Origin of the sequence: Planctomyces sp. SH-PL14 (genome assembly GCF_001610835.1) — a bacterium.
Classification (GTDB): Bacteria; Planctomycetota; Planctomycetia; order Planctomycetales; family Planctomycetaceae; genus Planctomyces_A.
Genome location: NZ_CP011270.1, coordinates 6,542,734 through 6,564,981, shown reverse-complemented (window position 1 = coordinate 6,564,981; position 22,248 = coordinate 6,542,734). Strand labels below are relative to the sequence as shown.

16 protein-coding genes and 1 other RNA gene are annotated in these 22,248 nt (G+C 65.9%); 7 read left to right on the top strand and 10 right to left on the bottom strand.

Features of this window, described 5'->3' with window-relative positions; translation table 11 throughout:
* Nucleotides 1-400 precede the first annotated feature (400 nt).
* Entirely contained in the window at nucleotides 401-1,705 is a 1,305-nt protein-coding gene (locus tag VT03_RS25170) for a HEAT repeat domain-containing protein (protein WP_075095555.1), read from the top strand.
* A 548-nt stretch (nucleotides 1,706-2,253) separates the two neighbouring features.
* Here the strand turns inward: VT03_RS25170 and VT03_RS25165 are convergent.
* Nucleotides 2,254-2,712: a thioredoxin family protein gene (locus VT03_RS25165; RefSeq protein ID WP_075095554.1), complete on the bottom strand. Its 459-nt coding sequence runs from the start codon at nucleotides 2,710-2,712 to the stop codon at nucleotides 2,254-2,256.
* 180 nt (nucleotides 2,713-2,892) lie between these two features.
* Nucleotides 2,893-3,303 (bottom strand): holo-ACP synthase, encoded by a 411-nt coding sequence (gene acpS, locus VT03_RS25160; protein ID WP_075095553.1) that lies wholly within the window; start codon nucleotides 3,301-3,303, stop codon nucleotides 2,893-2,895.
* 113 nt (nucleotides 3,304-3,416) lie between these two features.
* On the opposite strand from acpS, the gene VT03_RS25155 reads away from it, so the two are divergent.
* Nucleotides 3,417-4,634: a DUF1559 domain-containing protein gene (locus tag VT03_RS25155; RefSeq protein WP_082846520.1), complete on the top strand. Its 1,218-nt coding sequence runs from the start codon at nucleotides 3,417-3,419 to the stop codon at nucleotides 4,632-4,634.
* 253 nt (nucleotides 4,635-4,887) lie between these two features.
* Entirely contained in the window at nucleotides 4,888-5,343 is a 456-nt protein-coding gene (locus VT03_RS25150; RefSeq protein WP_156514747.1) for a carboxypeptidase-like regulatory domain-containing protein, read from the top strand.
* 434 nt (nucleotides 5,344-5,777) lie between these two features.
* Here VT03_RS25150 and VT03_RS25145 read toward each other — a convergent pair whose 3' ends face one another.
* Nucleotides 5,778-7,454: a hypothetical protein gene (locus tag VT03_RS25145; protein WP_075095550.1), complete on the bottom strand. Its 1,677-nt coding sequence runs from the start codon at nucleotides 7,452-7,454 to the stop codon at nucleotides 5,778-5,780.
* 526 nt (nucleotides 7,455-7,980) lie between these two features.
* On the opposite strand from VT03_RS25145, the gene VT03_RS25140 reads away from it, so the two are divergent.
* Both VT03_RS25140 and VT03_RS25135 read left to right on the top strand, forming a co-directional pair.
* Complete coding sequence (locus VT03_RS25140) at nucleotides 7,981-9,051, top strand: tetratricopeptide repeat protein (RefSeq protein WP_197489079.1); 1,071 nt, start codon at nucleotides 7,981-7,983, stop codon at nucleotides 9,049-9,051.
* 469 nt (nucleotides 9,052-9,520) lie between these two features.
* Nucleotides 9,521-11,713, top strand: coding sequence for a glycoside hydrolase family 57 protein (locus VT03_RS25135; RefSeq protein WP_075095548.1), 2,193 nt, complete (start codon nucleotides 9,521-9,523; stop codon nucleotides 11,711-11,713).
* 27 nt (nucleotides 11,714-11,740) lie between these two features.
* On the opposite strand, the gene VT03_RS25130 is transcribed toward VT03_RS25135, so the two are convergent.
* From VT03_RS25130 to VT03_RS25115, 4 genes are all read right to left on the bottom strand, one after another.
* The gene (locus VT03_RS25130; protein ID WP_156514746.1) at nucleotides 11,741-12,340 is read right to left on the bottom strand and encodes a hypothetical protein; all 600 of its coding nucleotides are present in this window, start codon (nucleotides 12,338-12,340) and stop codon (nucleotides 11,741-11,743) included.
* Complete coding sequence (locus VT03_RS25125; protein ID WP_075095546.1) at nucleotides 12,259-12,780, bottom strand: hypothetical protein; 522 nt, start codon at nucleotides 12,778-12,780, stop codon at nucleotides 12,259-12,261. The genes VT03_RS25130 and VT03_RS25125 overlap by 82 nt, the downstream gene beginning before the upstream one ends.
* 51 nt (nucleotides 12,781-12,831) lie before the next feature.
* A complete protein-coding gene (locus VT03_RS25120; RefSeq protein WP_075095545.1) occupies nucleotides 12,832-14,106 on the bottom strand; it encodes a phenylacetate--CoA ligase family protein in 1,275 nt (424 codons plus the stop codon).
* A gap of 443 nt (nucleotides 14,107-14,549) precedes the next feature.
* Entirely contained in the window at nucleotides 14,550-16,541 is a 1,992-nt protein-coding gene (locus VT03_RS25115; RefSeq protein ID WP_075095544.1) for a PQQ-binding-like beta-propeller repeat protein, read from the bottom strand.
* Nucleotides 16,542-16,877: 336 nt separating this feature from the next.
* Between VT03_RS25115 and ssrS the strand changes: the two genes are divergently transcribed.
* Together ssrS and VT03_RS25100 are read left to right on the top strand one after the other, a co-directional pair.
* Nucleotides 16,878-17,074: non-coding RNA, 6S RNA (gene ssrS, locus VT03_RS25110), on the top strand.
* Nucleotides 17,075-17,800: 726 nt separating this feature from the next.
* Nucleotides 17,801-19,093 (top strand): metal-dependent hydrolase family protein, encoded by a 1,293-nt coding sequence (locus VT03_RS25100; protein ID WP_075095542.1) that lies wholly within the window; start codon nucleotides 17,801-17,803, stop codon nucleotides 19,091-19,093.
* A 168-nt stretch (nucleotides 19,094-19,261) separates the two neighbouring features.
* On the opposite strand, the gene VT03_RS25095 is transcribed toward VT03_RS25100, so the two are convergent.
* The 3 genes from VT03_RS25095 to VT03_RS25085 form a co-directional block, all read right to left on the bottom strand.
* Nucleotides 19,262-19,723 (bottom strand): hypothetical protein, encoded by a 462-nt coding sequence (locus VT03_RS25095; protein ID WP_075095541.1) that lies wholly within the window; start codon nucleotides 19,721-19,723, stop codon nucleotides 19,262-19,264.
* A gap of 36 nt (nucleotides 19,724-19,759) precedes the next feature.
* Nucleotides 19,760-20,098, bottom strand: a complete 339-nt coding sequence (locus VT03_RS25090) for a hypothetical protein (protein ID WP_075095540.1) — start codon at nucleotides 20,096-20,098, stop codon at nucleotides 19,760-19,762.
* Between the two features lie 301 nt (nucleotides 20,099-20,399).
* Nucleotides 20,400-22,133, bottom strand: coding sequence for a GH3 auxin-responsive promoter family protein (locus VT03_RS25085; RefSeq protein WP_075095539.1), 1,734 nt, complete (start codon nucleotides 22,131-22,133; stop codon nucleotides 20,400-20,402).
* Between the last annotated feature and the right edge of the window lie 115 nt (nucleotides 22,134-22,248).

The window sequence follows — 22,248 nt, the reverse complement described above, 5'->3', positions numbered from 1 at the left end:
TCCAGGGGGCAACCCCTTGCCGCCGGAGGCGCTTCTATGAGGAACCGTGGTAAGCAACGGGCGTCCGCTTTGTGGTACCGGCGTTGAGGATCACCGCTCGCCCAGGAATCCGCGCGGGTTGGTGCGGGGGCATCCGGCACACTGTCCGCGTTTGGACACGATCTCCTTCAGACGTCTCTCGACGACCAGGCCTCCGGCGGGCAAGGAGGCTTCGCCCCCTTGCATCCCCCACCAGGGGTACCCCCTGGACCCCGCTATTGCCAAGCACGCTGGGGCTGCCGATTGCGCAAGATTTTCCACCAAACGATTCCCCCGGATTTTCCGACCAGCCCCGTCACGTGATTGAGTCACGCCAAATCCCGCCGATACAATACCCACACGCATCTTCCGGGAGCCTGGAGTGCCCGTCCCCGTTCAACCTTGGATCCGCCGCACTGTTCTCGGGGGCCTCTTCGGCGGCCTTCTCGCCGCGCATCCCTTGTCGGCCACGGGCGACGTCATCCGCCTCAAGAACGGCGGCGAACTGCGGGGCCTCGTCAGCAAAACCTCCGCCCCCCAGGACCCCACCGTCCTCATCCGCAGCACCAGCGGCACCGAGATCACGGTCGACCGCTCCGAAATCGAGTTCATCTCCACCCGCTCCCCCCTCATCGAGGAATACCACACCCGCGCCCGCCGCGTCCCCAACACCGTCGAGGCCCACTGGGAACTCGCCGCCTGGTGCCTCCAGCGGCAGATGCAGACGCAGCGGCGCGAGGAGCTGGAACGGATCGTCGAGATCGACCCGAACCACGTTGATGCCCGCAAGTCGCTCGGCCACGTCCGCTACCAGGGGGAATGGATGTCGAAAGACGACTCCATGGCCCGCCAGGGATACGTCAAATACAAGGGCCGCTACGTCACCGAACACGAGTTCGACCTGCTCGAAAAGACCGCGTCCGAACGGGCCGCCGAAGCGGACTGGCACCCCAAGGTCCGCCGCTGGGTCAACATGCTGACCGACCGCGACCCTCTCCGCCGGACCGAAGGAGAGCAGGCCCTCCGTGGCATCACCGACCCGGACGCCGTCTCCGGCCTGAATCAGTTCCTGGCGAGCCACAAAAACCCGCACGGCCGCAAGATGTTCGTCGACATCGTCTCGCGGATTCCGGGGAAGAAGCCCGTCCGCCGACTCGTCGACCGGATCCTCCTCGACCCCGAGCAGGTCGTCCGCGAGGCCGCCCTCGCCGGCATCGCCCCCGATCAGTCCGAAGAGGCGGTGCGGTATCTCCTCCCCGGCCTCAAGAACAAGGACAACGCCGTCATCCGCCGCGCCGCGGTCGGGATCGGCAAATTCGGCGACCGCCGCACGGTCCCCAACCTGATCGCGGCCCTCATCAGCTCGCATCGGATCACGGTCCAGGTCCCCTCCTCCAACGCGCTCGGCTTCGCCAACACCCCCGGCGGCGTCGCGCAGGTGAACCCGAACAACTACAACGGCCTCTATCCCAGCCAGATCGAAGGGATGGCCCTCACCGGCCAGATGCCGTACGGCGCGATCGTGATCCCCGAGCCGAACGAGATCATCCACACGGCCAACGTGAACGTGGATGTCCGGAACGAAGAAGTCCTCCTCGCCCTGCGGAAGATCACGGGGAAGGACTTTGGCTACGACCAGCGGGCCTGGCAGCGGTGGCACGCCGTGAACGACGACTCCCGCGGATAAGCCCGCAGTTCCTGCCGCGCTTCGCGCCAGCGAGGTTTTTTCGATCGCTCATGGCGCTGGGTGCGTTCGCTGGATGGTGGCCAGCCATTTCGCCCCCCAACCGGGTCCAGGGGCACCCTGGTGGGGGATGCAAGGGGGCAACGCCCTCTTGCCCGCCGGAGGCCTGGCCGTCGGGAGATGTCTGAAGGAGCACGTGTCCAAGCGCGGACACCGTGTCGTATGCCCCCTCACCAACCCGCTGGGATTGCAAAGCAAGCGGTGTAGATTGAGGGAGTCCTCAACGCCGGTACCACAAAGCGGACGTCCGTTGCGTACCGCGGTTCCTCATGGAAGTGCCTCCGGCGGCAAGGGGGTTGCCCCCCCTTGACCTCCAGCGGCCGTGGCACGTTGGGATTGAGCAAACAGAGCTGCGCCGGCAAGAACGCGGTCCGAGACAGCGGGACGCACCACCCCGCCAAAAACCAAGAACCCCGAGCATCCGGGCCAACGGCCGGGACATTCGGGGTTCTGCATTCGGGCGGGCGTGAAGCGATCTCGGCAGCCGCGTGTTACCGCTGGCCGCCCGTCTGCTGGACTTCCCGGTGGAGCTTCTGGGCGGCGGTCAGCTTCTGGTGAAACTGGTTCGGCTGGCAGAAGCCCTCGTACCGACCGAGAAGATCCGCTTCCGGCGAGAGGACGATCGTGCACGGGAGCTTCGAAACTTCGAGGATCTCACCGACCTTCGGCTCCGCATCGACGTCGATGTGAACCGGCACAAAGTTCATGTTGATGTACTTGGCCAGGTTTTCGTTGCCGAGCGTCTGGCTCTCGAGCTTCTTGCAGAACGTGCACCACTCCGCCCCGAAGACGAGAAGCATCGGCTTGCCGGTCTTCTGCGAAACCTTGTGGGCCGTCTGGAGATTCGGCTGCCAGGCGACGTTCGACTTCTGCGGGCCGGCCCCCCACGTCGCGGCCACGATCACCAGCAGGCCCATTGCCAGTACGGCCGATCCGAACGCCTTCCGCATTGCCCGACTCCTTGGATTGAGAGCGCCACTGGAAGTCAAATCGGCATAACCGGCCCAGCAGGTTTGATCGATCCGCCCGGAACGAACGGTCAGTGACGCAAAACAAGGCAGATTGCCCCCAGCCCACCCAGATTCGCAGGTTCTGGATGGCAGTCGGGACGATGCCAGGCTCGTCCGAGATCAGCGGGGGGTCTCCGCGGCAGCGGGCTTCGGATGGTGAAAGGCGATGGCGGTCGCGGTGGCGTACTTCCGGCAGTGCGAGATCGTGATCAGGACCTGGTCGATCCCCAGCCCCCTGGCGTACTCCGCCGCTCCGCCGGTGAGTTGGATCACCGGCTGCCCGCTGCGGCGGGACTGAACCTCGATGTCGGTCCAGCCCACTCCCTTGGTGAAGCCCGTCCCCAGGGTCTTCATGACCGCCTCCTTGGCGGCCCATCGCCCGGCGTAGTGCTGGTTGCACGCCTTCTTGACTCGGCAGTATTCGATCTCCTGCTCGGTAAAGACCCGCTTGAGAAACAGATCGCCATGCCGGTCGATCATCTCTCCGATGCGGTCCACCTCAACAATGTCCGTCCCCAGTCCGATGATCATTGCGGCGTACTTTCTCCTGTCCGCGGGACGGTCGTCTGGACCGGGCGGCACTGTCACAGAATCCACCGGACAGGATAGGGGACGGGACGCTCCGGTCAGAGTGTCGAGGCGTCATGCACGGGGCGATTTGCCGTCAGGGTTGTGGCGAACCGCAGCAGAAGCCTTCATTTGTCCGTCAAAGGGAACACAGTTCACCGGCCGTCGCGGCTCGCTCAAGACGATGTGTGAATTCGCGTCCACACCTTGACTCGACAACCCTCCAACCTAACGTAGCATCTAGAATTCCCGATTTTTTCGTCCTCGGGCGAGTCGGCAAATCCCTCATCCCCGCGCTTTCGCGGATCACCACCAACAGAGTCACTGAGAGTCGAGTCGAGATGCTTAAAGTTTTTCGTAGACGGCAGGCTGGATTCACGTTGATTGAGCTCTTGGTGGTGATTGCGATCATCGCCGTGCTCGTCGCCATCCTGCTCCCCGCCGTTCAGCAGGCCCGCGAAGCCGCCCGCCGGTCGCAGTGCGGCAACAATCTCAAGCAGCTTGGGATCGCGATGCACAGCTACCACGAGGTGGCCGGGCAGTTCCCGATCAGCGGCGGCGTCACCATCGCCGGCAACCGCGCCTGGGAAGCCGGGAACCATCGCAAGGGGAGCGTGCTGCTGAAGCTCCTTCCGTTTGTGGATCAGGGAGCCCTGTACAACAAGGTCGACTTCCAGCTCGACGTCGAGGCGGGACAGAACTACACGGAACTCCGTACGAAAAAGATCCCGACCTTCATCTGCCCGTCCGATCCGGCCGGCGGGATGAACTCGAACAACGGCAACGCGCTGTCCAACTATTCGCCGTCGGTCGGCGCCCAGCGGATGATCAACTGCGCCGCCTACCCGGGGAACCACTTCGGAAACGGTGCGGGCGAACCGTTCTCCAATCGCGCGGGCGACATCTCCGGGATGTTTGCCATGGAAGCCTGGGGGGCCCGCGTGGCCGACGTCTCAGACGGGCTGTCGAACACGATCATGGTCGGCGAGGTCGTTCCGGTCTGCTCCGATCACACGAACCGCGCCTGGTGGAGCACCTCCGCCCTGTGGGCCGCAACGACCGGTCCCATGAACTACCCGATCAACATCGCCGGTTGCCCGGGCAACGGCAGCACGATTGGCTGCAATACGATCTCGGACCGGGCCACGGCCATCGCCTTCAAGTCGCTGCACGTCGGCGGCGCCCAATTCCTTCTCGGCGACGGGGGCGTGCGGTTCATCACCGAGAACATCGACTACGATAACTATCAGCGGCTCGGCGATCGTCGCGACAACAAGTCCGTCGCGGACTTCTAAATCCGTCGGCGCGCCCCGCGGTCGGCGACCGGGATGACGCCCCGTCGGTGGTTTTGTCCCGTTCACGCCCGGATGCGGCGTCTTCCTGTGAGATCCCTCTCCGACGAGGGATCTCCTTTTTTGTGCCGGTGCTGTTTCTCCGGCCGTTCTCGCTTCCTGCTCGACTCTCCGCCAAGGGCGACTGCCCGTCGTCCGATTCCCTCAAGGTTTCGGCCGCCGCTCGCTCCCGGCGTCTATTTCAAGATCGTTTCCCATGTTCAATTCCTATCGCATTGTGCTCGGTGGTGTCCTGTTCCTGGCCGCAGGCTGCGGACAAAAGGCAGTGGAACAACCTCAGACGATTCCTGTCACGGGAACGGTCACCTACCGCGGCAAAGCCGTGGAGGGGGCCGTCGTGAGCCTGCTGACCGAACAGGTCTCGCACGCCGCCACCGGGACCACCGACGCCGCGGGCAAGTTTACGTTGTCGACCTTCCGTCCCAACGATGGCGCCGTCCCGGGCAGCCACCGAGCGACGATCATCAAGCTCGATCCCGCGTTGCAACAGCAGGCGGGTGAAGACGCGAATGCCTACACGTCACGGGTGCTCGGCAAAGATCCGGGCCGTTCACTCCTTCCGGCCAAGTACGCCAGCGTCCGGACCACGGTGATCACTCCGCAGGTCAAGGGCCCCGGTCCGGTTGACCTGCAGTTGGAGCTTATGGATTGATCGGCCGGTGCTGGTGGTCGTCGCACAATGGGATTGAACGGATTGCGTGGGCGGTCACCTTTTGTCCTGCTGTCTCAAACCGCGTGCTTGCCGGCTGCGCGCTGTTGGCTCGAACCCAACTTCCACCGGCCAAGGGTCAAGGGGGTCACCCCTTGCCGCCGGAGGCACTTCTATGAGGAACCGTGGTAAGCAACGGGCGTCCGCTTTGTGGTACCGGCGTTGAGGATCACCGCTCGCCCAGGAATCCGCGCGGGTTGGTGCGGGGGCATCCGGCACCCTGTCCGCGTTTGGACACGATCTCCTTCAGACGTCTCTCGACGGCCAGGCCTCCGGCGGGCAAGGAGGCTTCGCCCCCTTGCATCCCCCACCAGGGGTACCCCCTGGACCCGGTCAGACGGTGAGCCTTCAGGAGGCCCGTAGCACGATCCTGATCGCTACTCATCGCCCTGCTCAGCGGCGATGGCCGCGAACAACGTCTTGAGCAACAGATCGTCCGCCCGGAGAGTCGCGGTCAACCCCGCCTCCGACGCACGAAGCTTCAGTGAGACCTCGTCCGCCTCCCCCGCGCGGATCGCATCGGCCATCGCGTCCCGCACGCGAACCGGCCCATCCCCCTTGGCGGCGATGATGCCGGCCCACGGACGCAGATGCATGGAAAGCATCGCCACCGGCGAGCCTTCCCGAGCCCCGTCCGACGGCTCCGCCGGCGAGACAAGCGACTTGAGGGTGCTTTCGATCGGCGCACCTCCCATTCCGATCCAGATCGCGCCGTGGCCGGTTCCGATATAGATCGAGGGAGCCGCGCCAAACACCTCCTCATCCTCCGCCCGCGGATCGGCCGGCGTGATCCGGTGGAACGCGATTCCCTCCGTCACCAGAGCCTTCATCGCGATCGACTTCACGTCCTCGTGCTTGGCCGCCTCGGGAAGAATCCAGCCCAGCAGCGTCTCGGCCTCGTCGGTCAGCCCCGACCGGACCGCCGCGGCGAGCGAGATCGTGCTCTGCTCCGTTGGCGTGACTGCCACAAACCCGTCGTAGCGCTCTCCGCACAGCCCATCCTGGACAAGATCCAGGATCTGGCGAACCAGCTTCGCCTCGACCTCGTTCGTGACTTCGCCGTCCGTCCGGGCGGCGATCTTGTCGAGGACGTCCTGAGTCCCCTTCCGAATGAACTCCGGCGTCCGGCAGGAGATCGCGAGGACCCCCGCCGCCGAGCGGCCCACCGGCTCCGAGAACTGCGACTCGACCGGCAGTTCGGCAATCGCCCGCTCGAGCGAACTGCCGTCCCGCGGCACGAACGACGCCACCGCCACGACCTGCCGGCGACCGGCATCGATATCCACGGTCAGGACGGTTCCCGAGAGATCCCGCAGGATCGTCCGGCCGGCGGTCAGCAGGACATCCAGGACACCCTGCCGGATAGCAAACTCGGCCTCGTCCTCCGACTCCCGCTGCGTCCGTTCCTGGTCGCGGTCGCGCTCCATCTTGCGGATGACTTCGGCCCGGATCGCCTCGGGAAGCCCCGCCCAGTTGAGCCGCACCACGATGTCGGGCTGTGAACCCTCCGAAGTCCCGACGATCGATTCCGGCGCCAGGTCCTTCAGCAACTCCTCCTGCTCGCTCACGACCGCCCACCCGTCGATGACCCGCACCGGAATCGTCCGCCGCGGGGCTTCGAGCACGAACCGTCCCTCGGACTCCCCGGCGACGAGCTTGGCCCGCTTTGTCATCCCGATCGTCTTCTGGAGAGCGGTCGTGTCGATCACCGGGACGAGGAGCGCGACATCCATGTGCTTGCCGACCTTACCGTCCGCCGGCACATAAGCCGCCAGACAGATCGGGCGGGCCCGGTCGAGCCCCCGCAGGTCGTTCACGATCCCCGGCAGCCCGCGGACAAATCCGGCGAGTTCCGGCCGCTCGGCGAGGGCCGTGAGGTAGTCGACATCCTCCAGCAGTCGGTTCACCCCCGCGACGCGGACCACGAACAGCGGCTCCCGCGCCAGGGCCGTGCAGGCGGCCAGCAAGAGGCAGGCGGCACCGAGCCACGACGGGAGCCGCCGGAGGAGACCGGTGGCGAGCGGGCGAGACGGCGAAGCGAAAGATTCAGTCATGAGGGAAGCATGAGTCGGTCGGCAGGAACACCGCAAGCGAAGCATCAGGGGCAGATACCCGGCGCAACGCCGGACAGTTTCGACCATTCGCCGTCATAGAGCGATCGCGCTGCCGGTCGCAGCCCCCTCGCGAGATCGAGGCGGGCCGAGCTCCCTCTTCCCGACTTGAGCCAAACTCCCCGACCGCCGCAGGAATCGCGGACTTCGGCAGAAACTGCGCGGGGAGCCGCAGGATCGGCCGATCGATGCCGATCGTCGAAAGTCGTCGAGCCTGCAGGGACTTACGCGCAGAATCGACCTCTCGGACTGGCCAAGAGGCCCCTGCGCCCGGCAACGGGCCGCCGGAACGTCTTGTTCCGTTTCGGCAATCCCTGCTAGTTTTCGCCGTAACCATTGGCGCATTCTGATGCTGCCGACGGTTCCCATCCCTCGATTTCCCCCCTTCGTGCCGTTGCCCGCCCCCGCCCCGGCGTCCGCCCAGGTCGCCCTCCCCTTCCCCGGCGGTCCGCAGCACATCGAGATCCCCATGCCCACGACTGAGCTGCCTTCGACTTTCGCCGTCGCGCGCCGCCACTCGCCGAATCTCCACCCCCTCGCGTCCCGCGTCTGGCGGTTCTGCATGGGTATTGCGGGGCTGGTCTGGATCGGACTTGCCTGCTCCCTGTGCGGCTGCGGGGCGACGAGCAGCATGGCCTACAACTACTCGGGCCGCCGGGCCTTCAAGCAGGGGAACTACGAGGTCGCCCGTCGTGACTTCGAGCAGGCGGTCGCCGCGAATCCGGACAATGCGGATTACGCCTTCAACCTCGCGGCCGCCATGCACAAGCAGGGGGACCTTCCCGCCGCCGAGCAGGCGTACCGCCGCGGCATCGCCGCCGATCCGACGCACCAGCCCTCCTACCACGGCCTCGCCAAGCTGATGCAGGATCAGGGGCGGACCAACGACGCCACGCAACTCCTCTCCGCCTGGGCCGGAAGCCAGCCGAACTCGGCCGAGCCGCAGCTCGAACTGGCCGCGCTCCACGGCAACACCGGCAACCTCACGGCGGCGGAGCAGTCGCTGCAGCGGGCCCGCCAGATCAGCCCCCGCGATTCCCGCGTGCTGGCCCACATGGGGCAGATCTATGGCCGCCAGGGAAGAAACCCGGAAGCGGTCGCGATGTACAACCAGGCGATTGGCCTCGATCCGACGCAGCAGCAGTATCAGGCCCAGGCCGCCGCGCTGTCGGGCTCGGCGGGCGGGAATGGGATCATCACCGCGTCGTTCGACGGCCAGCCGACCGGGCAGGCGAGCATGATGTCGCAGGGTGGGGAGATGCCGCAGGGCGGTTCTGTCCCGGGTCCGATGAACGCCGTCGCGGCCCAGCAGTATCAGCAGTATTTTGATCCGGGGAGTCTTCCTCCGGGGGGGCAGATTGTCAGTGTGACTGTTGATGGTAAGCCGGTGGCGCCGGGGACGAATCCGTTCGCTCAGAATGTCTCTTTCAGTGGTGGCGGGGTCCCGACGGCGACGACGTGGTCGACGCAGCCGATGCCGCAGGCGACGTCAACTGCTCCGACGCAGAGTGCAGGCCTGATGAGCGTCCCAGCATTCTAAATCACCGGGTCCAGGGGCACCCTGGTGGGGAGTGCAGAGGGGCAACGCCCCTTTGCCCGCCGGAGGCCTGGCCGTCGGGAGATGTCTGAAGGAGATCGTGTCCAAGCGCGGACACCGTGTCGTATGCCCCCCTCACCAACCCGCGGGGATTGCAAATCGAGTGTGGAATCCCCAACGCCGGTACCACAAAAGGGATGTCCGTTGCTGACCACGGTTCCCCATCGAAAATGCCTCCGGCGGCAAGGGGGCGTGGCCCCCTTGCCCCCAGCCTGCCGTGGCACGTTGGGTTTGAGCTAACAACGTCGTGCCGGCAAGCGCGCGTCTCGCCTCCCCAACGCAGCTCCCCCCGTTTGTCAATCTCAACTTCCGGCTCCAAAGCGGACTCCGCTCGTCCGATCGCCCGAATGGACTAAACTCCCAATCCAACCCGGTTTGAGCCGAATCTCCCCACCATCGTCGCCGCAGCCTGATGAGCAAAGCTTCCGTCGCCTTCTTCTGGCACCAACATCAGCCCTACTACCCCGACGACATCACCGGCGAAACGCTGATGCCGTGGGTCCGGCTCCACGGCACGAAGGACTACATCGGCATGGCCCTCCACATCCAGGAGGTCCCTGAGTTCCGCTGCTCCATCAACCTCGTCCCCAGCCTCGTCGTCCAGATCCAGCGATACGTCAACGGCGGCAGCGACCGCCACCTCGACGTCTCCCGCGCTCCCGCCGACAGCCTCGACCGGACCGACGCCTACTACCTGCTCGATCATTTCTTCATGGCCAACCCGGCCAACATGATCGACCCGTACCCCCGGTACCGCGAGCTCTACCACAAGCGGTCCCCCGGCCGGTTCACCGGAGAACAGGCCCTCTCGCACTTCAACGTACAGGACCTCCGCGACCTCCAGGTCTGGAGCAACCTCACCTGGATCCACGAGCTCGTCTTCGAACAGGACAAGGAACTCCGCAAGTTCCGCGAGAAAGGCCGCGACTGGACCGAAGCCGAAAAGGCCTGGCTCCTCGAGAAGCAGCGGGCCATCATGGCCGACATCCTGCCGCTCCACGCCAAACTCTCGGCCGGCGGCCAGGTCGAGCTGACGACCACCCCCTTCTACCACCCGATCCTCCCGCTCCTGTGGGACAAGCGGGCCGCCCGCCAGGCGATGCCGCAGTGCGACCTCCCCAAGTACCTCGACCAGTACAAGGAAGACGCCCGGCAACACCTCAAGATGGGGGTCGCCCAACACGAAGAGGTCTTCGGCTCCAAGCCCCGCGGCATGTGGCCTTCGGAAGGCTCGGTCTCGCAGGACATCCTCGGCGCGATTGCCGAGACTGGCATCGAGTGGATCGCCACCGACGAAGAGATCCTGTCGCACTCGACCGACTTCTTCGTCCACCGGACCGCATCGCACCACATCAACCGCCCGGAGATGCTCTACCGCCCGTGGCGCGTCGAGGCGGACGGCCAGAGCCTCCAGATCATCTTCCGCGACCACGGCCTGAGCGACCTCGTCGGCTTCGAGTACCAGCGGAATCCGGACTCGGTCTGGTCCGCCAAGGACATGCTCCACAAGTGCACGGACATCGGCCGCGCCTGCCGCGGGCACTCGGGGGGCAACCCGCCGCTGATTCCGATCATCCTCGACGGCGAAAACTGCTGGGAGTACTACCGCGACGGCGGCGTGACGTTCCTCCGCACGCTCTACCGTGAAGCGGCGAAGCATCCGTACCTGGAACCGGTCCGGGTCCAGGACCACCTCGACCGCCACCCGGCGACCGACAAGATCAACCGCCTCTTCGCCGGAAGCTGGATCAACCACGACTTCTACATCTGGATCGGCCACCGCGAAGACCGCGACGCCTGGGACGCCCTGCACCTCGCCCGCGAAGTGCTCGTCAAGGCGGAGAAGGCGGCGAAGCACTCCGCCGAGGTCCTGACCGCCGCCCGCCGCGAACTCATGATCGCGGAAGGAAGCGACTGGTTCTGGTGGTACGGCGACGATCACAGTTCGGCCCAGGACGCGCTGTTCGACCAGCTCTTCCGCCGCCACCTGCAGAACATCTACCAGCTCCTCGGCGAAGCGGTCCCCTCGCATCTCTTCCGCCCGATCAAGCGGCTGGAGAAGCGGATCATCCACTCGCAGCCGCGGAGCCTGCTGCGGGTCCGGTTCGACGCCAAGCGGAATTACTTCGACTGGCTCATGGCCGGCGTCTACACCGCCGGCAGCGAACGCGGGACGATGACCAAGGTCACGACCGGCGTCATCAAGCAGGTCTACTTCGGCTTCGACAACGAGAACCTGCTCGTGCGGGTCGACACGACCGGCAAGGCGGCAGAAGACTTGGCCGACGTGGACGAACTCCGGCTGCGGTTCCTCGAACCGGACGGGACCGAAGTCCGGATTCCGATCTCGGACGGGAAGGCGGGAACACCAACGTTCCTGCGGGACGGCAAAGAGTCGCCGGCCACGGGAATCCGGGTCGCCCTTTCCGACCTCGTGGAGATCGGCGTCCCGCTGGCGTCGCTGGGGGTCAAGCCGGGGGCGTCGCTGCACCTCTTCGTCGAGGTCTACAGCGAGCGGCAGAGTCTCGACCGAGCCCCGGGCGAAGGCTACATCGACGCCGCCGTCCCCTCGACCGACTTCGACCAGCGGATGTGGCAGGTGTAGTGAGTCGCCTTCGGATGGTCGAACGCATTACTCGGGACTGTCGTCGAGCTCGGAGTCGACTACAGAGCACTCCGACCATTCAAGCAACTCGATCCAGGAGTTCCACGTTTCGACGGGACTGATTTCGGCCTCCTCCTGCAAGATCGCCTCGTGGTTGAACTGGCGGAGCGGGTCCTTCGTTGAAAGTGCGTTGAAGCCTCGCAGGGGAAGACAGATCGGATCGTAGAAACGGCTGACAGCACGACCGATCTGCAGGAGACGATTTGTCTTCATCCACTGAGCGAGGATCGGATCTCGAAACGGGGCCACGCTGAGATCGTTCGAGGACCGTCCTCCCTGGCTCGCAAACATCAAGAGCGGGCCGATCTCCAACTGCGGATAGGTATATCGGGACACCAGACTTCGAAAGAAAGCCGGGCAAGTTCCGTTCGCATCTTGTTCAAGGGTCTGAACGACACTGAGATTGTTCGCCCTGCGGATCTCGATTCCCTTCGCCTGCAGGTTCGCGACGACACGATCGACTCTGGCATCCACCTGATTGTCGCTCATTCCTGCACTCGCAAAGGTTGCAGTCGCCTTGCCTGGAGTGCGGCGACGGCGGCGAGTCCCACCGGAATCAGCGTCCACCGCCACCACGGCGGCCCAAACACAATCGTGGCGTTAAACAGGATGAAGGCGAAGAAGGCGTGAACCGCCCCGCGGTAGGCGGAACTGCGGACGGCGGGCCAGGTCCACAGAAGCACGAGGTCGGCGAACCACCACGCCAGGAAGACGTAGTTGACGTAGATCCCCTCCCCCACCGCCTGCCCGAGGGCCTGGGCGGTCCGTTCGGCGGTGTGCTGCATCGCCGCGGCGTGACTCCAGTGATGGAGATAGTGAAACGCCAGCCCGACGTGAACGAGAAACACACCCCCAGCGATCGTCCACGCGACATCCGAGACCAGCCGAGCCCGCTCACTCCCCGCCCCCGTGCGGGGCCGCCACAGCCAGCTCCCGATCGAGACAGCATAAGCCGCCACCGCCGCGCGGGCAGTCCAGACGACCAGGCTCTCCTGAAAGGGTGTCATGGCACCACTGTAGCCATCTTGCTCCGCAAGATGAGCGCAAGGCAGAGAGACCTATACACGGTGGAACCGGCGGGCCTTGAGCTCGAACCGCGGAAGCGAGTTCATCTCCGCCAGGGCAACTTCCGTCTGAAACCCCAGCCGCTCCCGAAACGCCCGCTGCACAACGCTGGCCAGCGCGGCCGCGACCTCTGCCGTGCGGGGCTCGACTTCGAGGACGAGATGCGGCATCGCCCGCACCGTCTTCACCGTCGCCCGGTACTCAATCACGTCGGGAATCGACCGCATCACCGCATCGATGCTCGACGGAAAGACGTTGTTCCCGCGGATCACGACCATGTCGTCGGTCCGGCCGAGGATCCCTCCGGGCAACCGTAGCGTCTCAGCCCCATCGGGAGCGGGCGTCGTGGCGGCCCGGACGAGGTCGCCAGTCCGGTAGCGCAGTACCGGCTGGCCGTGGCGGCCGAGGTTCGTGATCACGAGCTCGCCCAGTTCACCCGCCGGGATCGGCTCGCCGGTCTCGGGATGGACGATCTCGCCGATGCACTCGGACTCCAGGATCCGCAGCACACCCGGTTCGCACTCGTGCTCGATCCCGAGCGAGCCGATGTCGGTCATCCCCCAGTGGTCGAAGACCCGGGCTCCCCAGACGTCGTGAATCCGATCGCGGATCGGCTCCAGGCACGCCCCCGGTTCGCCGGCGAAGATGAACCGTCGGACCGAGGCCTTGCGGAGGTCCATCCCCCGCTGCTCGGCGACGTCGGTCATCCGGAGGGCGTAGGTCGGGGTGCAGCAGACGACGGTGGCGCGGTTCTCGACGATCACGTCGAGCCGCGTCTCGGTCGCCAGCCCGCCGAGGGGGAGGCAGCGGTAGCCGCGGCGGACGGCGCCATCGAAGGCGGCCCAGAAGCCGATGAACGGGCCGAAGGAGAACGGGAAGGCGACGACGGCGTCGCGTTCGACGCCGGCGGCGGTGTAGATCTGGCTCCAGCACCGCATGAACCAGTCCCAGCTGTCCTGGGTGTCGAGCCACCGCATGGGGCGACCGGTCGTGCCGGAGGTCTGGTGGAGGCGGACGTACTGCGGGAGCGGGAACGTCAGGTTGGTGCCGTAGGGGGCGTGGGTGTTCTGGTCGTCGACGAGTTCCTGCTTCGTCGTGAACGGGAGGCGGCGGAAGTCGGCGAGGCTGGTGATTTCCGGAGTGACGCCGGCGACCTGGAGCCGCGCTGTCCAGAAGGGGTTGCGCTGCCAGAGGGCGCGCAGCAGCATGCGGAGTTTGTTGAGCTGAACGCGTTCGATCGCAGTGCGGGAGGCGGGAAGCGAATCCATTCCCGTATCGTGAATCGGAGTCGGGTCTCCGACAAGCCTGCCGAACGGCGTCCTTGCCGATGCGACACTGCTACCTCAAACCCAACGTGCGACGGCAGCCTGGGGTCAAGGGGGCCAAAAAAACAACACAGGCCCTTGCCGCCGGAGGCACTTCAACGAGGAACCTTGGTAAACAACGGATGTCCGCTTTGTGGGACCAGCGTTGAGAACTCGCCGCTCGCACTGGAATCCCCGCGGGTTGGTAAGGGGGCATACGACACAGTGTCCGCGTCTGGACACTCACTCCTTCAGACATCTCTCGACGGCCAGGCCTCCGGCGGGCAAAGGAGCGTTGCCCCTCTGCACTCCCCACCAGGGTGCCCCTGGACCCGGTTGGTCAGTATTTGGCAACGACCAATCGACGAATGCGCCCTCCCGACCCGCCACGACCCGGACCGTCCAGATCATCGCGTGGCGCCTCGCCCGTCCGCCGACGGACCAACCTCAAAGACACGCAGGCCCGCCGGCGCAGCCAGAATCAGCGAGCCCGCCGCACCGGACAGCCAGCCCCCCTGAATCCCCTCCCTGCCCCGCTCGCCACGGAACGGAAGAGGGACACGATGCACGACACTTCCGCGGGCCAGATCAACCGTCAGCAGATCCTCATTCGTCGACCAGAACAGATCGCGCCCCGCCTGCCACCCCGGCCCCATCCCTGCATCCGGAAACCGCAGCCGCCACATCGGCTTCCCCGACCAGATATGGACCCCCGTCAGCGACCGTCCCGCGAAAGCGACAATCCTCTCACCGCGAGCGACCGCCGCCTCGATCTCGTCGTCAAACTCGGCCGTCCACTCCCGCCGCCCGTCCTCCCAGTCGAGACAGGCCGCCGTCCGCGGACCAACGACCGCATAGATCGTCCCCTTCTCTACCAGCGGAACGATCGTGGCCGTCAGGTCCGAACCCGGCTCACCCGCCCCCTCCCGCCGGCTCTCGCGAACGACCCACTCCACCGACCCATCATCCAACCGCAACAGCGCCACCAGCCCCGCCACGTTGAGCACAATCCGCCCGGACGCGGCCACGAGCACCTCGCGTCCCCACAGCGGATCCGCCTCGGACAGCACGGTCCCCACAGCCCGCAGCCACAGCCGCTGGCCGGTCCTCGCCGAAAGACACGCCACCCCCAACTGTGACTCCGTCCCCGGCGTCCGGACCACCGCCAGGACCCGGTCTTCGGAGACGACCGGCGAACTGGCAAACCCCCACGACTGCGACCGGTCCAGATCCCCCGCCATCGTCGACCACAGCAGTTTTCCCTCCCCGGCCTTCAGGTCGAGGGCCACAATGCGGGAGGTATCGTTCTGCAGAAGCGACAGCCGGTTCGGCTTCCCGCCGACGCCGAGGCGGACAAAGCCGACCCCGTCACCAATCGCCGGACGATGAAGCGGCCGCGGCCAGGGATCCGTCAACGGGGCCGGATCGGTCTCGAAGACGGAGCCGTCATCCTCGCGCTTCCCCGAAGGCCACGCCGGCCGGCCGGTCCGAAGATCGAGGGCTCGGACGCGGTCGTTTGTCGAAGCCAGCAGCACGTTCGACCAGGCGGCCGGAACCTCCTGTACGACGCGGTCGCCGAAGGATGGAACCGCTCCACCCGCCGACGACCAGCGAAGACCGTTCACCCGTGTTTCGGCGGCGGACCCGGCTCCCTGCCAGGGTGCCGATCCCCCTCCGGCGGGCCGATGCGCCCTCCGCTCTTCGATCGTCTCTAAAATCAGCTCCTTCAATAGTCCCTCCCGACCGCCGATCGTTCCGGTCGCATCGGGAAAGTTGTCATAGAGCCGCCCGACACATCCGTTGGCGGAATCGATGTCATTGAGCAGCAGGTGACACAGGGCCACACGCGCCCAAACCAGCGGCTGGGCCATCGTTGGCGATGGGTAGTTCCGGGCGATCATTCCCTCGGCGATCAGCGACCGCCACACGTCCCGTGCAGCGGCAATCTCCCCCGCCTGCCAATACCGCTCCCCAAGACGCCACAGCGCCCCTTCGGCCGGCGTACTGGCAAAGAACTCCGTCACCAGCCGTTCCAGCCGCGGCACGTCGCCGGCCGCCTCCGCTTCCCGAAACAACTCGGACGCCTGCGCATCGACCCGCTGGCGGTACGCCGCCAGCCCCTCCGGCTCCAGCGCGGCGGTGATCTCGCTGACGCGCCGCGGAACGCTCACCCACCGCCCCGGCTCCGCTTCGACGAGGTCCCGCCGATACTCGCGGAGGACTTCATCGAGAAGCCGGAACGCCTCATCCCACTGCTTCGCGGACAGAAAGTCTTCGGCCGCTTCGATCCGTTTCTCCGCCAAAGGCGAAACGCCGTCGAGCGTGTACTCCAGCTTCGGCGGCGCGGCCCCGGCAATCACTCCACAGAGACAGACGACCAGCCCGGCCCAGAGCCGCAAACCGCTTGCCGTCGGCCACAAGACATTCGCAAGTCGTGATGGCGGTTCCTGATCCAAACAGCACCTTCCGGCGGCGAGCAAGTCGACTCCGGCATCCTAACGCCGCGCCCGGGGAGGGCGAAGCTCCTGCTGAGCCGCGCAGGTTCCTGAAGGCATCCGACCTGTCGCAATCTCGCAACGTGTTCGATGTTCAACCGCAAAGGCGTCGTTCGCGGCAGACGGATGACGAACGCGTTCAGCGACGGCAAAACTCCTGTCAATTCGGCAAACGAACGGAACGACTCCTTGTCCCCCTCCTTCCCCGGGACTAGCATGCCGTTGAGCTCTTCGGAGCTTACACCTCTGCGGTGTTCGATCACGAATTGTGAAGTGCGCGGACCCTACAACTATCTCGCAGGGGGCTGCACTTTCGGCTGCGTGTATATCCGGGTGACCGATTCGTCGGCACCACGGCTCACACAACCCGGAAGCGCGGTTTCCACCTCAAACTGCGGGTCCAGCCAGACAGTTCGAACGGCACAGGCGGAGGTTCTTTTTTGCGCCGAGGGTGGCGCGGAGTTTGGGCCAGTTTTCGCGGGAAGGGTGTCCTCAATACGAGTCCCGGCATGACCGCGGTGGAACGGTGACGTTCCTGAAGTGCGGCAGGACGGCGAGACAGTCCGACAACAGTCACCAGGGAACCCCAGGAGCGAACTGTGGCCGCGGTCTTGTTGAGCGTGTTGATTGCGGGGTGCGTCTCAGTCGCCGTAGCAAGTCTCATCTGGCGAATCCGGTCGCAGCGAAGTCTCTCGGCCACAGCGCTGCTGTCGAAAACATTCTTCGCGTGCCTTCTTTCGGCTTCGGGGCTGGTCCTTTCCACCGCAATGTGTGCTTCCAGTGTGGCGAGCCACATTCAGTTCGAGGATGAAGCGACGCTGCGATTCGTTCTTGAGCTGACCGGCGTGTTGACCAGGGGCTTCCAATTCGCGGCCCTTCCTCTCGGACTCGTGTTCTTTCTCTCAACCTTCCTGTTCGCGTCTGACATCCGAGACATGGTTCAAGACGGGTGGCACAGGACCGAGGCCGTCTCCGGGGAAGGTTCGTCGTAGGCTGGGTTGAGTCTTCGAAACCCAGCGCTCTGCTGGAATCTCGCCACAGACCTTCGCGTTCGGCGGGGCCGGCCTTCCGGTTGAGACTCAAGCCGTCGCTGCTTGTGCGGGCCGATCTCTCACGGCAGAATCGGGCCACGTCCATCAGTCCCCCTTTCGAGGCCACGTCCCATGCGCTCCGGGACCGGTTGCACGCTGATTCGGAACGGCCAGCTCGTCGACGGAAACGGCACTCCGCCGATCCCCGACGCTGCCCTGCTCATTGAAGAGGGCCGGATCGCTTACGCCGGCCCGATCGCCGGACTGGCCGCCGCGGGTCACCCGCGGGACCGAGAGCCGGACCAGACGATCGACGCCCGCGGCGGAACGATCCTGCCGGGGCTCGTCGAGGCCCATTTCCACCCGACCTACTTCAACGTCGCGGCCCTCGAAGACCTCGATATCAAGTACCCGGTCGAATACGTCACGCTCCTCGCGGCTTGCAACGCCAAGCTGGCCCTGGAATGTGGCTACACTTCCGCCCGCAGCGGAGGGAGCCTGTTCAACATCGACTTCTGGCTCAAGAAGGCGATCGAAGAGGACCAGATGCCGGGCCCGCGGCTCGCCGCCAGCGGGCGGGAGATCTGCGGCGCCGGCGGCCTGATGGACTGGAACCCGGACTTCCGCAAGATCGGGATGGAAGGGCTGGTTCTGATCGTCAACGGCCCGCACGAGGCGCGGCAGGCGGTCCGCAAACTCGTCAAGGACGGCGTCGAGTGGGTCAAGACCTACCCCACGGGCGACGCCGCCTCGCCGGACATCAACGACCACCACACACTCTGCATGACCTTCGAGGAGATGGCGGCGGTTGTCTCGACCGCCCACAACCATGGACTCAAGGTGACCGGCCACTGCCGCGCCACCGAAGGGATCAAGAACGCCCTTCGCGCCGGCTACGACGCGATCGAGCACGGCACGTTCATGGACGACGAGGCGATGGACCTGCTGCTGGAGCGGGACGTCCCTTGCGTGCCCGCCCTCTACTTCGAATACGCGAGCATCGTCCGCGGCCCCGAGTTCGGTCTGCCGCCGCGGGTCATCGACGGCCACAAGGAGACGCTCGAAGGGGGCGCCGAGAGCGCCCGCCGGATCCTCAAGGCGGGCGGCCGGCTCGGCATGGGGGGCGACTACGGCTTCGCCTGGAACCCGCACGGCGACTACGCCCGCGAGCTGACATTCTTCGTCCGGCACGTCGGCTTCACGCCGCTCGAAACGCTCCGCTGCGCCACCCGGAACGGAGCGGAGATCCTCGGCCGCGGCCACGAGCTCGGGACGCTCGAACCGGGCAAACTGGCGGACGTCCTGATCGTCGACGGCGACGTCGTCGCGGATATCTCCGTCCTCGAAGACCGCCGGCGATTCATCGCCGTCCTGCAGGGCGGCATCGTCAAAGCGGGCCAGCTCGCCAGGACGCTGGGCAATTGACGTCCCGTTCTGTCGCCCTCCCCTTGCTGGTTCGCAGGCGCCCGGCGCGGTCGCGCCGTGTCATCGCCCTCGGATCGAGCCCGGCACGCCGAAGGCGTGAAACGCCATCGCCTGGGGCAACGCGCCGGGAACGGGACTCCGCGTTTCGATCCCCAGGGCGGTCAAGCTTCAGGAATGAGTCTGCGGCCTGCGCGGCCCGATGCTGCGAACGGCCAGCTCGACCGCGAGCACGGTCGCAAACATCAGCGGCGGCGTGAAGATCGGCGTTCCGAGCAGCAGAAGCCCCATTCCAATGTTCGCGCCCCCGCCATTGTACGGCGTCAGAAACTCAATGAGCTCCATCCAGATCGTGAACACGTTGATGACGACTCCGACCGCCGCCCCGAAGCACAGGCTCGGCATCGAGACGAGGTACCGGCCCCGGCCTTGAGACCGGGCCACCAGCCCGAGCACCAAGAACGAAAGGCAAGGAGACAGGACCAGCATCAGGCCGAGCGTCGGATGCTCCCGGAAATTGAACTTCATCCAGAAGACATCGGCGGCCAGATGAGCCGCCCCGAGCAGGATCCCCAGCCCAGCCGCTCCCTTCAGGAACCATCGCCGCCGTTCGTCGCTCAGGTTTCGGCTCATTGCCATCTCCTCACTCCGCAGGCGTTCGAAACACAGTCACCACCGCAGTCTCCATTCCCAGGCCGCCATTCCAGCCCAGATCAGCAGGACGCTCAGCCCGCCGCCGGCTCCCACGACCGCGGACTGTGACCGGCGTCCCATCAACCACAGACCAACGGAAGTCCCCCAACACAGAAGCCGCTGCGGCGAGAAGGGGGCCAGCAGGACCGATCCAAGCAGAAAGAAGTACGTCTCCCGACCGTCGGCCCAGCTCCCCGCTCGATACGACAGCCCCAGCCACGCCCCCGCCGCGAACAGGGTCAGAAACCACGCGACGCCCCCCAACGCGCTGGAAACGCCGTCGGCGAAAGCGGAAACCGGATCGTCCCGGGTCATCGTGCGAACCTCACCGGATCGACGGGAGACGTCTCCCGCCTGCTACCACTGGCGAAGCGGCCGCCGGAAAGTCACGCGGGATTTCGGAAGATTCTCAAGGCGCCATCCGAGGGCCGATATCGCTGCAGAGCCGAGTCACGCGCCGCGCGGACGAACCGACAACGGAGGCACTGCTCATCGCTCAAACACGCAGCCAGCGAAGAGCTGAGCGGGATCGTGGGCGATTGACGTCGGATCGAGCAAAGGCCTCCCGTTCGCCCTCGACCTTCAGCCTTCCGCCTCAAGCCTCTTCCCCCGCCCCCTAACGAGGCTCCAGCGACGATCGCGACCGTTTCGCCGCCGCCGACACCGACTGCGGACTGAACTCCCGCACCAGCGTCTCCGCGAAGCTGAGATCCGGCTTCAGGATCGGATGCTTGTACTGCTCCACGCTCCCGCCGGGCCGCGTCTGCCGGTCCCGAATGAACCGCTCCCAGGTCCCCGCCCCCAGAATCCGCAACCCTACGGCAGCCAACCGCTGCGTCTTCCGCTTGTCGGCGTACTCAATGTTCCCGGCCCGCAGCAGCCCCTCCAGCACCTCGGCGAACTGAACCCACCGCGCCGCCGGCGTCGTCTCATCCTCCTCCACCAGCAACTCGTATCGCGGTGGGTCTCCCCAGGCCGGACAGAGCGTCACCGGAGGGAGACACAGCCCCGTCTGCTCGCTCGCCCCCCGCAGCGCCTCGGCCACCTGCGATTCCGTGAGCTTCTCTCCCGTGATACTGGAGATGTGCGCCCCCTTGTGCCGGAACTCCAGCACCGGCGTCGTCCCCAGAAACCCGGTGCAGCGGACAACATCGCGGATGTCGTAGCGGTACAGCCCCGAGGCCGTCGTCAGCAGGATGAAATACTCCTCCCCCTCCCGCAGTTCGTCGGCCAGCAGGACCGTCGGCGACGCCGATTCGATCTCGCTCACCGGAATGAACTCGAAGAAGTGGGTCCCGACATCGAGCGGCCCCGCCGACGTGTTGTCCCCCAGCGGCAGCGTCATCCGCCCTTCGCTCGCCGAGAGTCCGTGATCGCGGAACGGAACATCGCCGTACCACTCGCGAACCTGCGGCAGATACGCCCCCACGCTCCCGCCGGTCCAGACCGCGATGACCTGCAGGTCCGGCCAGACGTCGCGCGGCCGGAGCATCCCGGCCTTCTCGGCGAGCCTATCCAGGACGCGGGCCCGCGCGGGATCCCGCCGCCGGATCCACGGACGGAGCCGGTCGTGATCGGCGGAGCCGTACGGGAACTCGCTCGAGAGCGTGCCGTCGCGGACATCGCGAATGAGAGACTCGGCATACCGGACCGCCAGCTTCGCCATCAGGACCAGCGTGCTTGGGTTGGCGGTCATCAGCGAGCCGACATGCGGGTCGGCAATCCCCAGCCGCAGCGCGGCGTAATACTTCGCCTCCGGGTCGGCGACCTTCGTCACAGCGTCCGGGACGGTGTAGAGCAGCTTGATCACCCGCCCCTGCATGGCTTGGACGAGCCCGCTGATGTTCCCGCACGGCAGCCCGGAGGGGGAGCGGAACTGGTCGTGATCGCTCACCGCCTGGAACAGGTTCATCCGGTGCAGGCGCGGATGATCGTCGAAGTTCCGGATCCCCCACACCTGCCAGCCGCGGCGGTAATCGTCGAGGAACCGACGCGTGATCGGGATCGACTTCGAAGCGGCGGTCGTGCCGCTCGTCTGCGCGAACATGATGGGCGGGTTGGCCTGGCCGAGGAGCGCAGTCGCCTCTCCCCGCATCGTCCGTTCGATGTAGGGCCGGAACGCTTCGTAGCCCGCCACTGGCACCCGTCGCCGGAATTCCTCGATCGTAAGCGTGCTATCGAGACCCCGTTCCCGGCTGAACGCGCTGTCGGCGTTCAGGGCGAGGATCGTTCGCAGGCTCACCTGCTGAGCGTCGCGACAGTTCTGCAGGAGATGCAGGTATTCGCGGGCGTGACGGCGCGTTCGATAGCGGACTCCGGCCCCTCCCAGATATCGCAAATGACGCCACATGCACCAGGATTCCGCGATTTGTTGCGATCCGACATCAATATCTGTGTCGGGTGCACTCCGTTTGCTAAGCTCGCGTGTTGCCCGTCTTGGAGCGGACGTTCACGGTTTTTCCGGC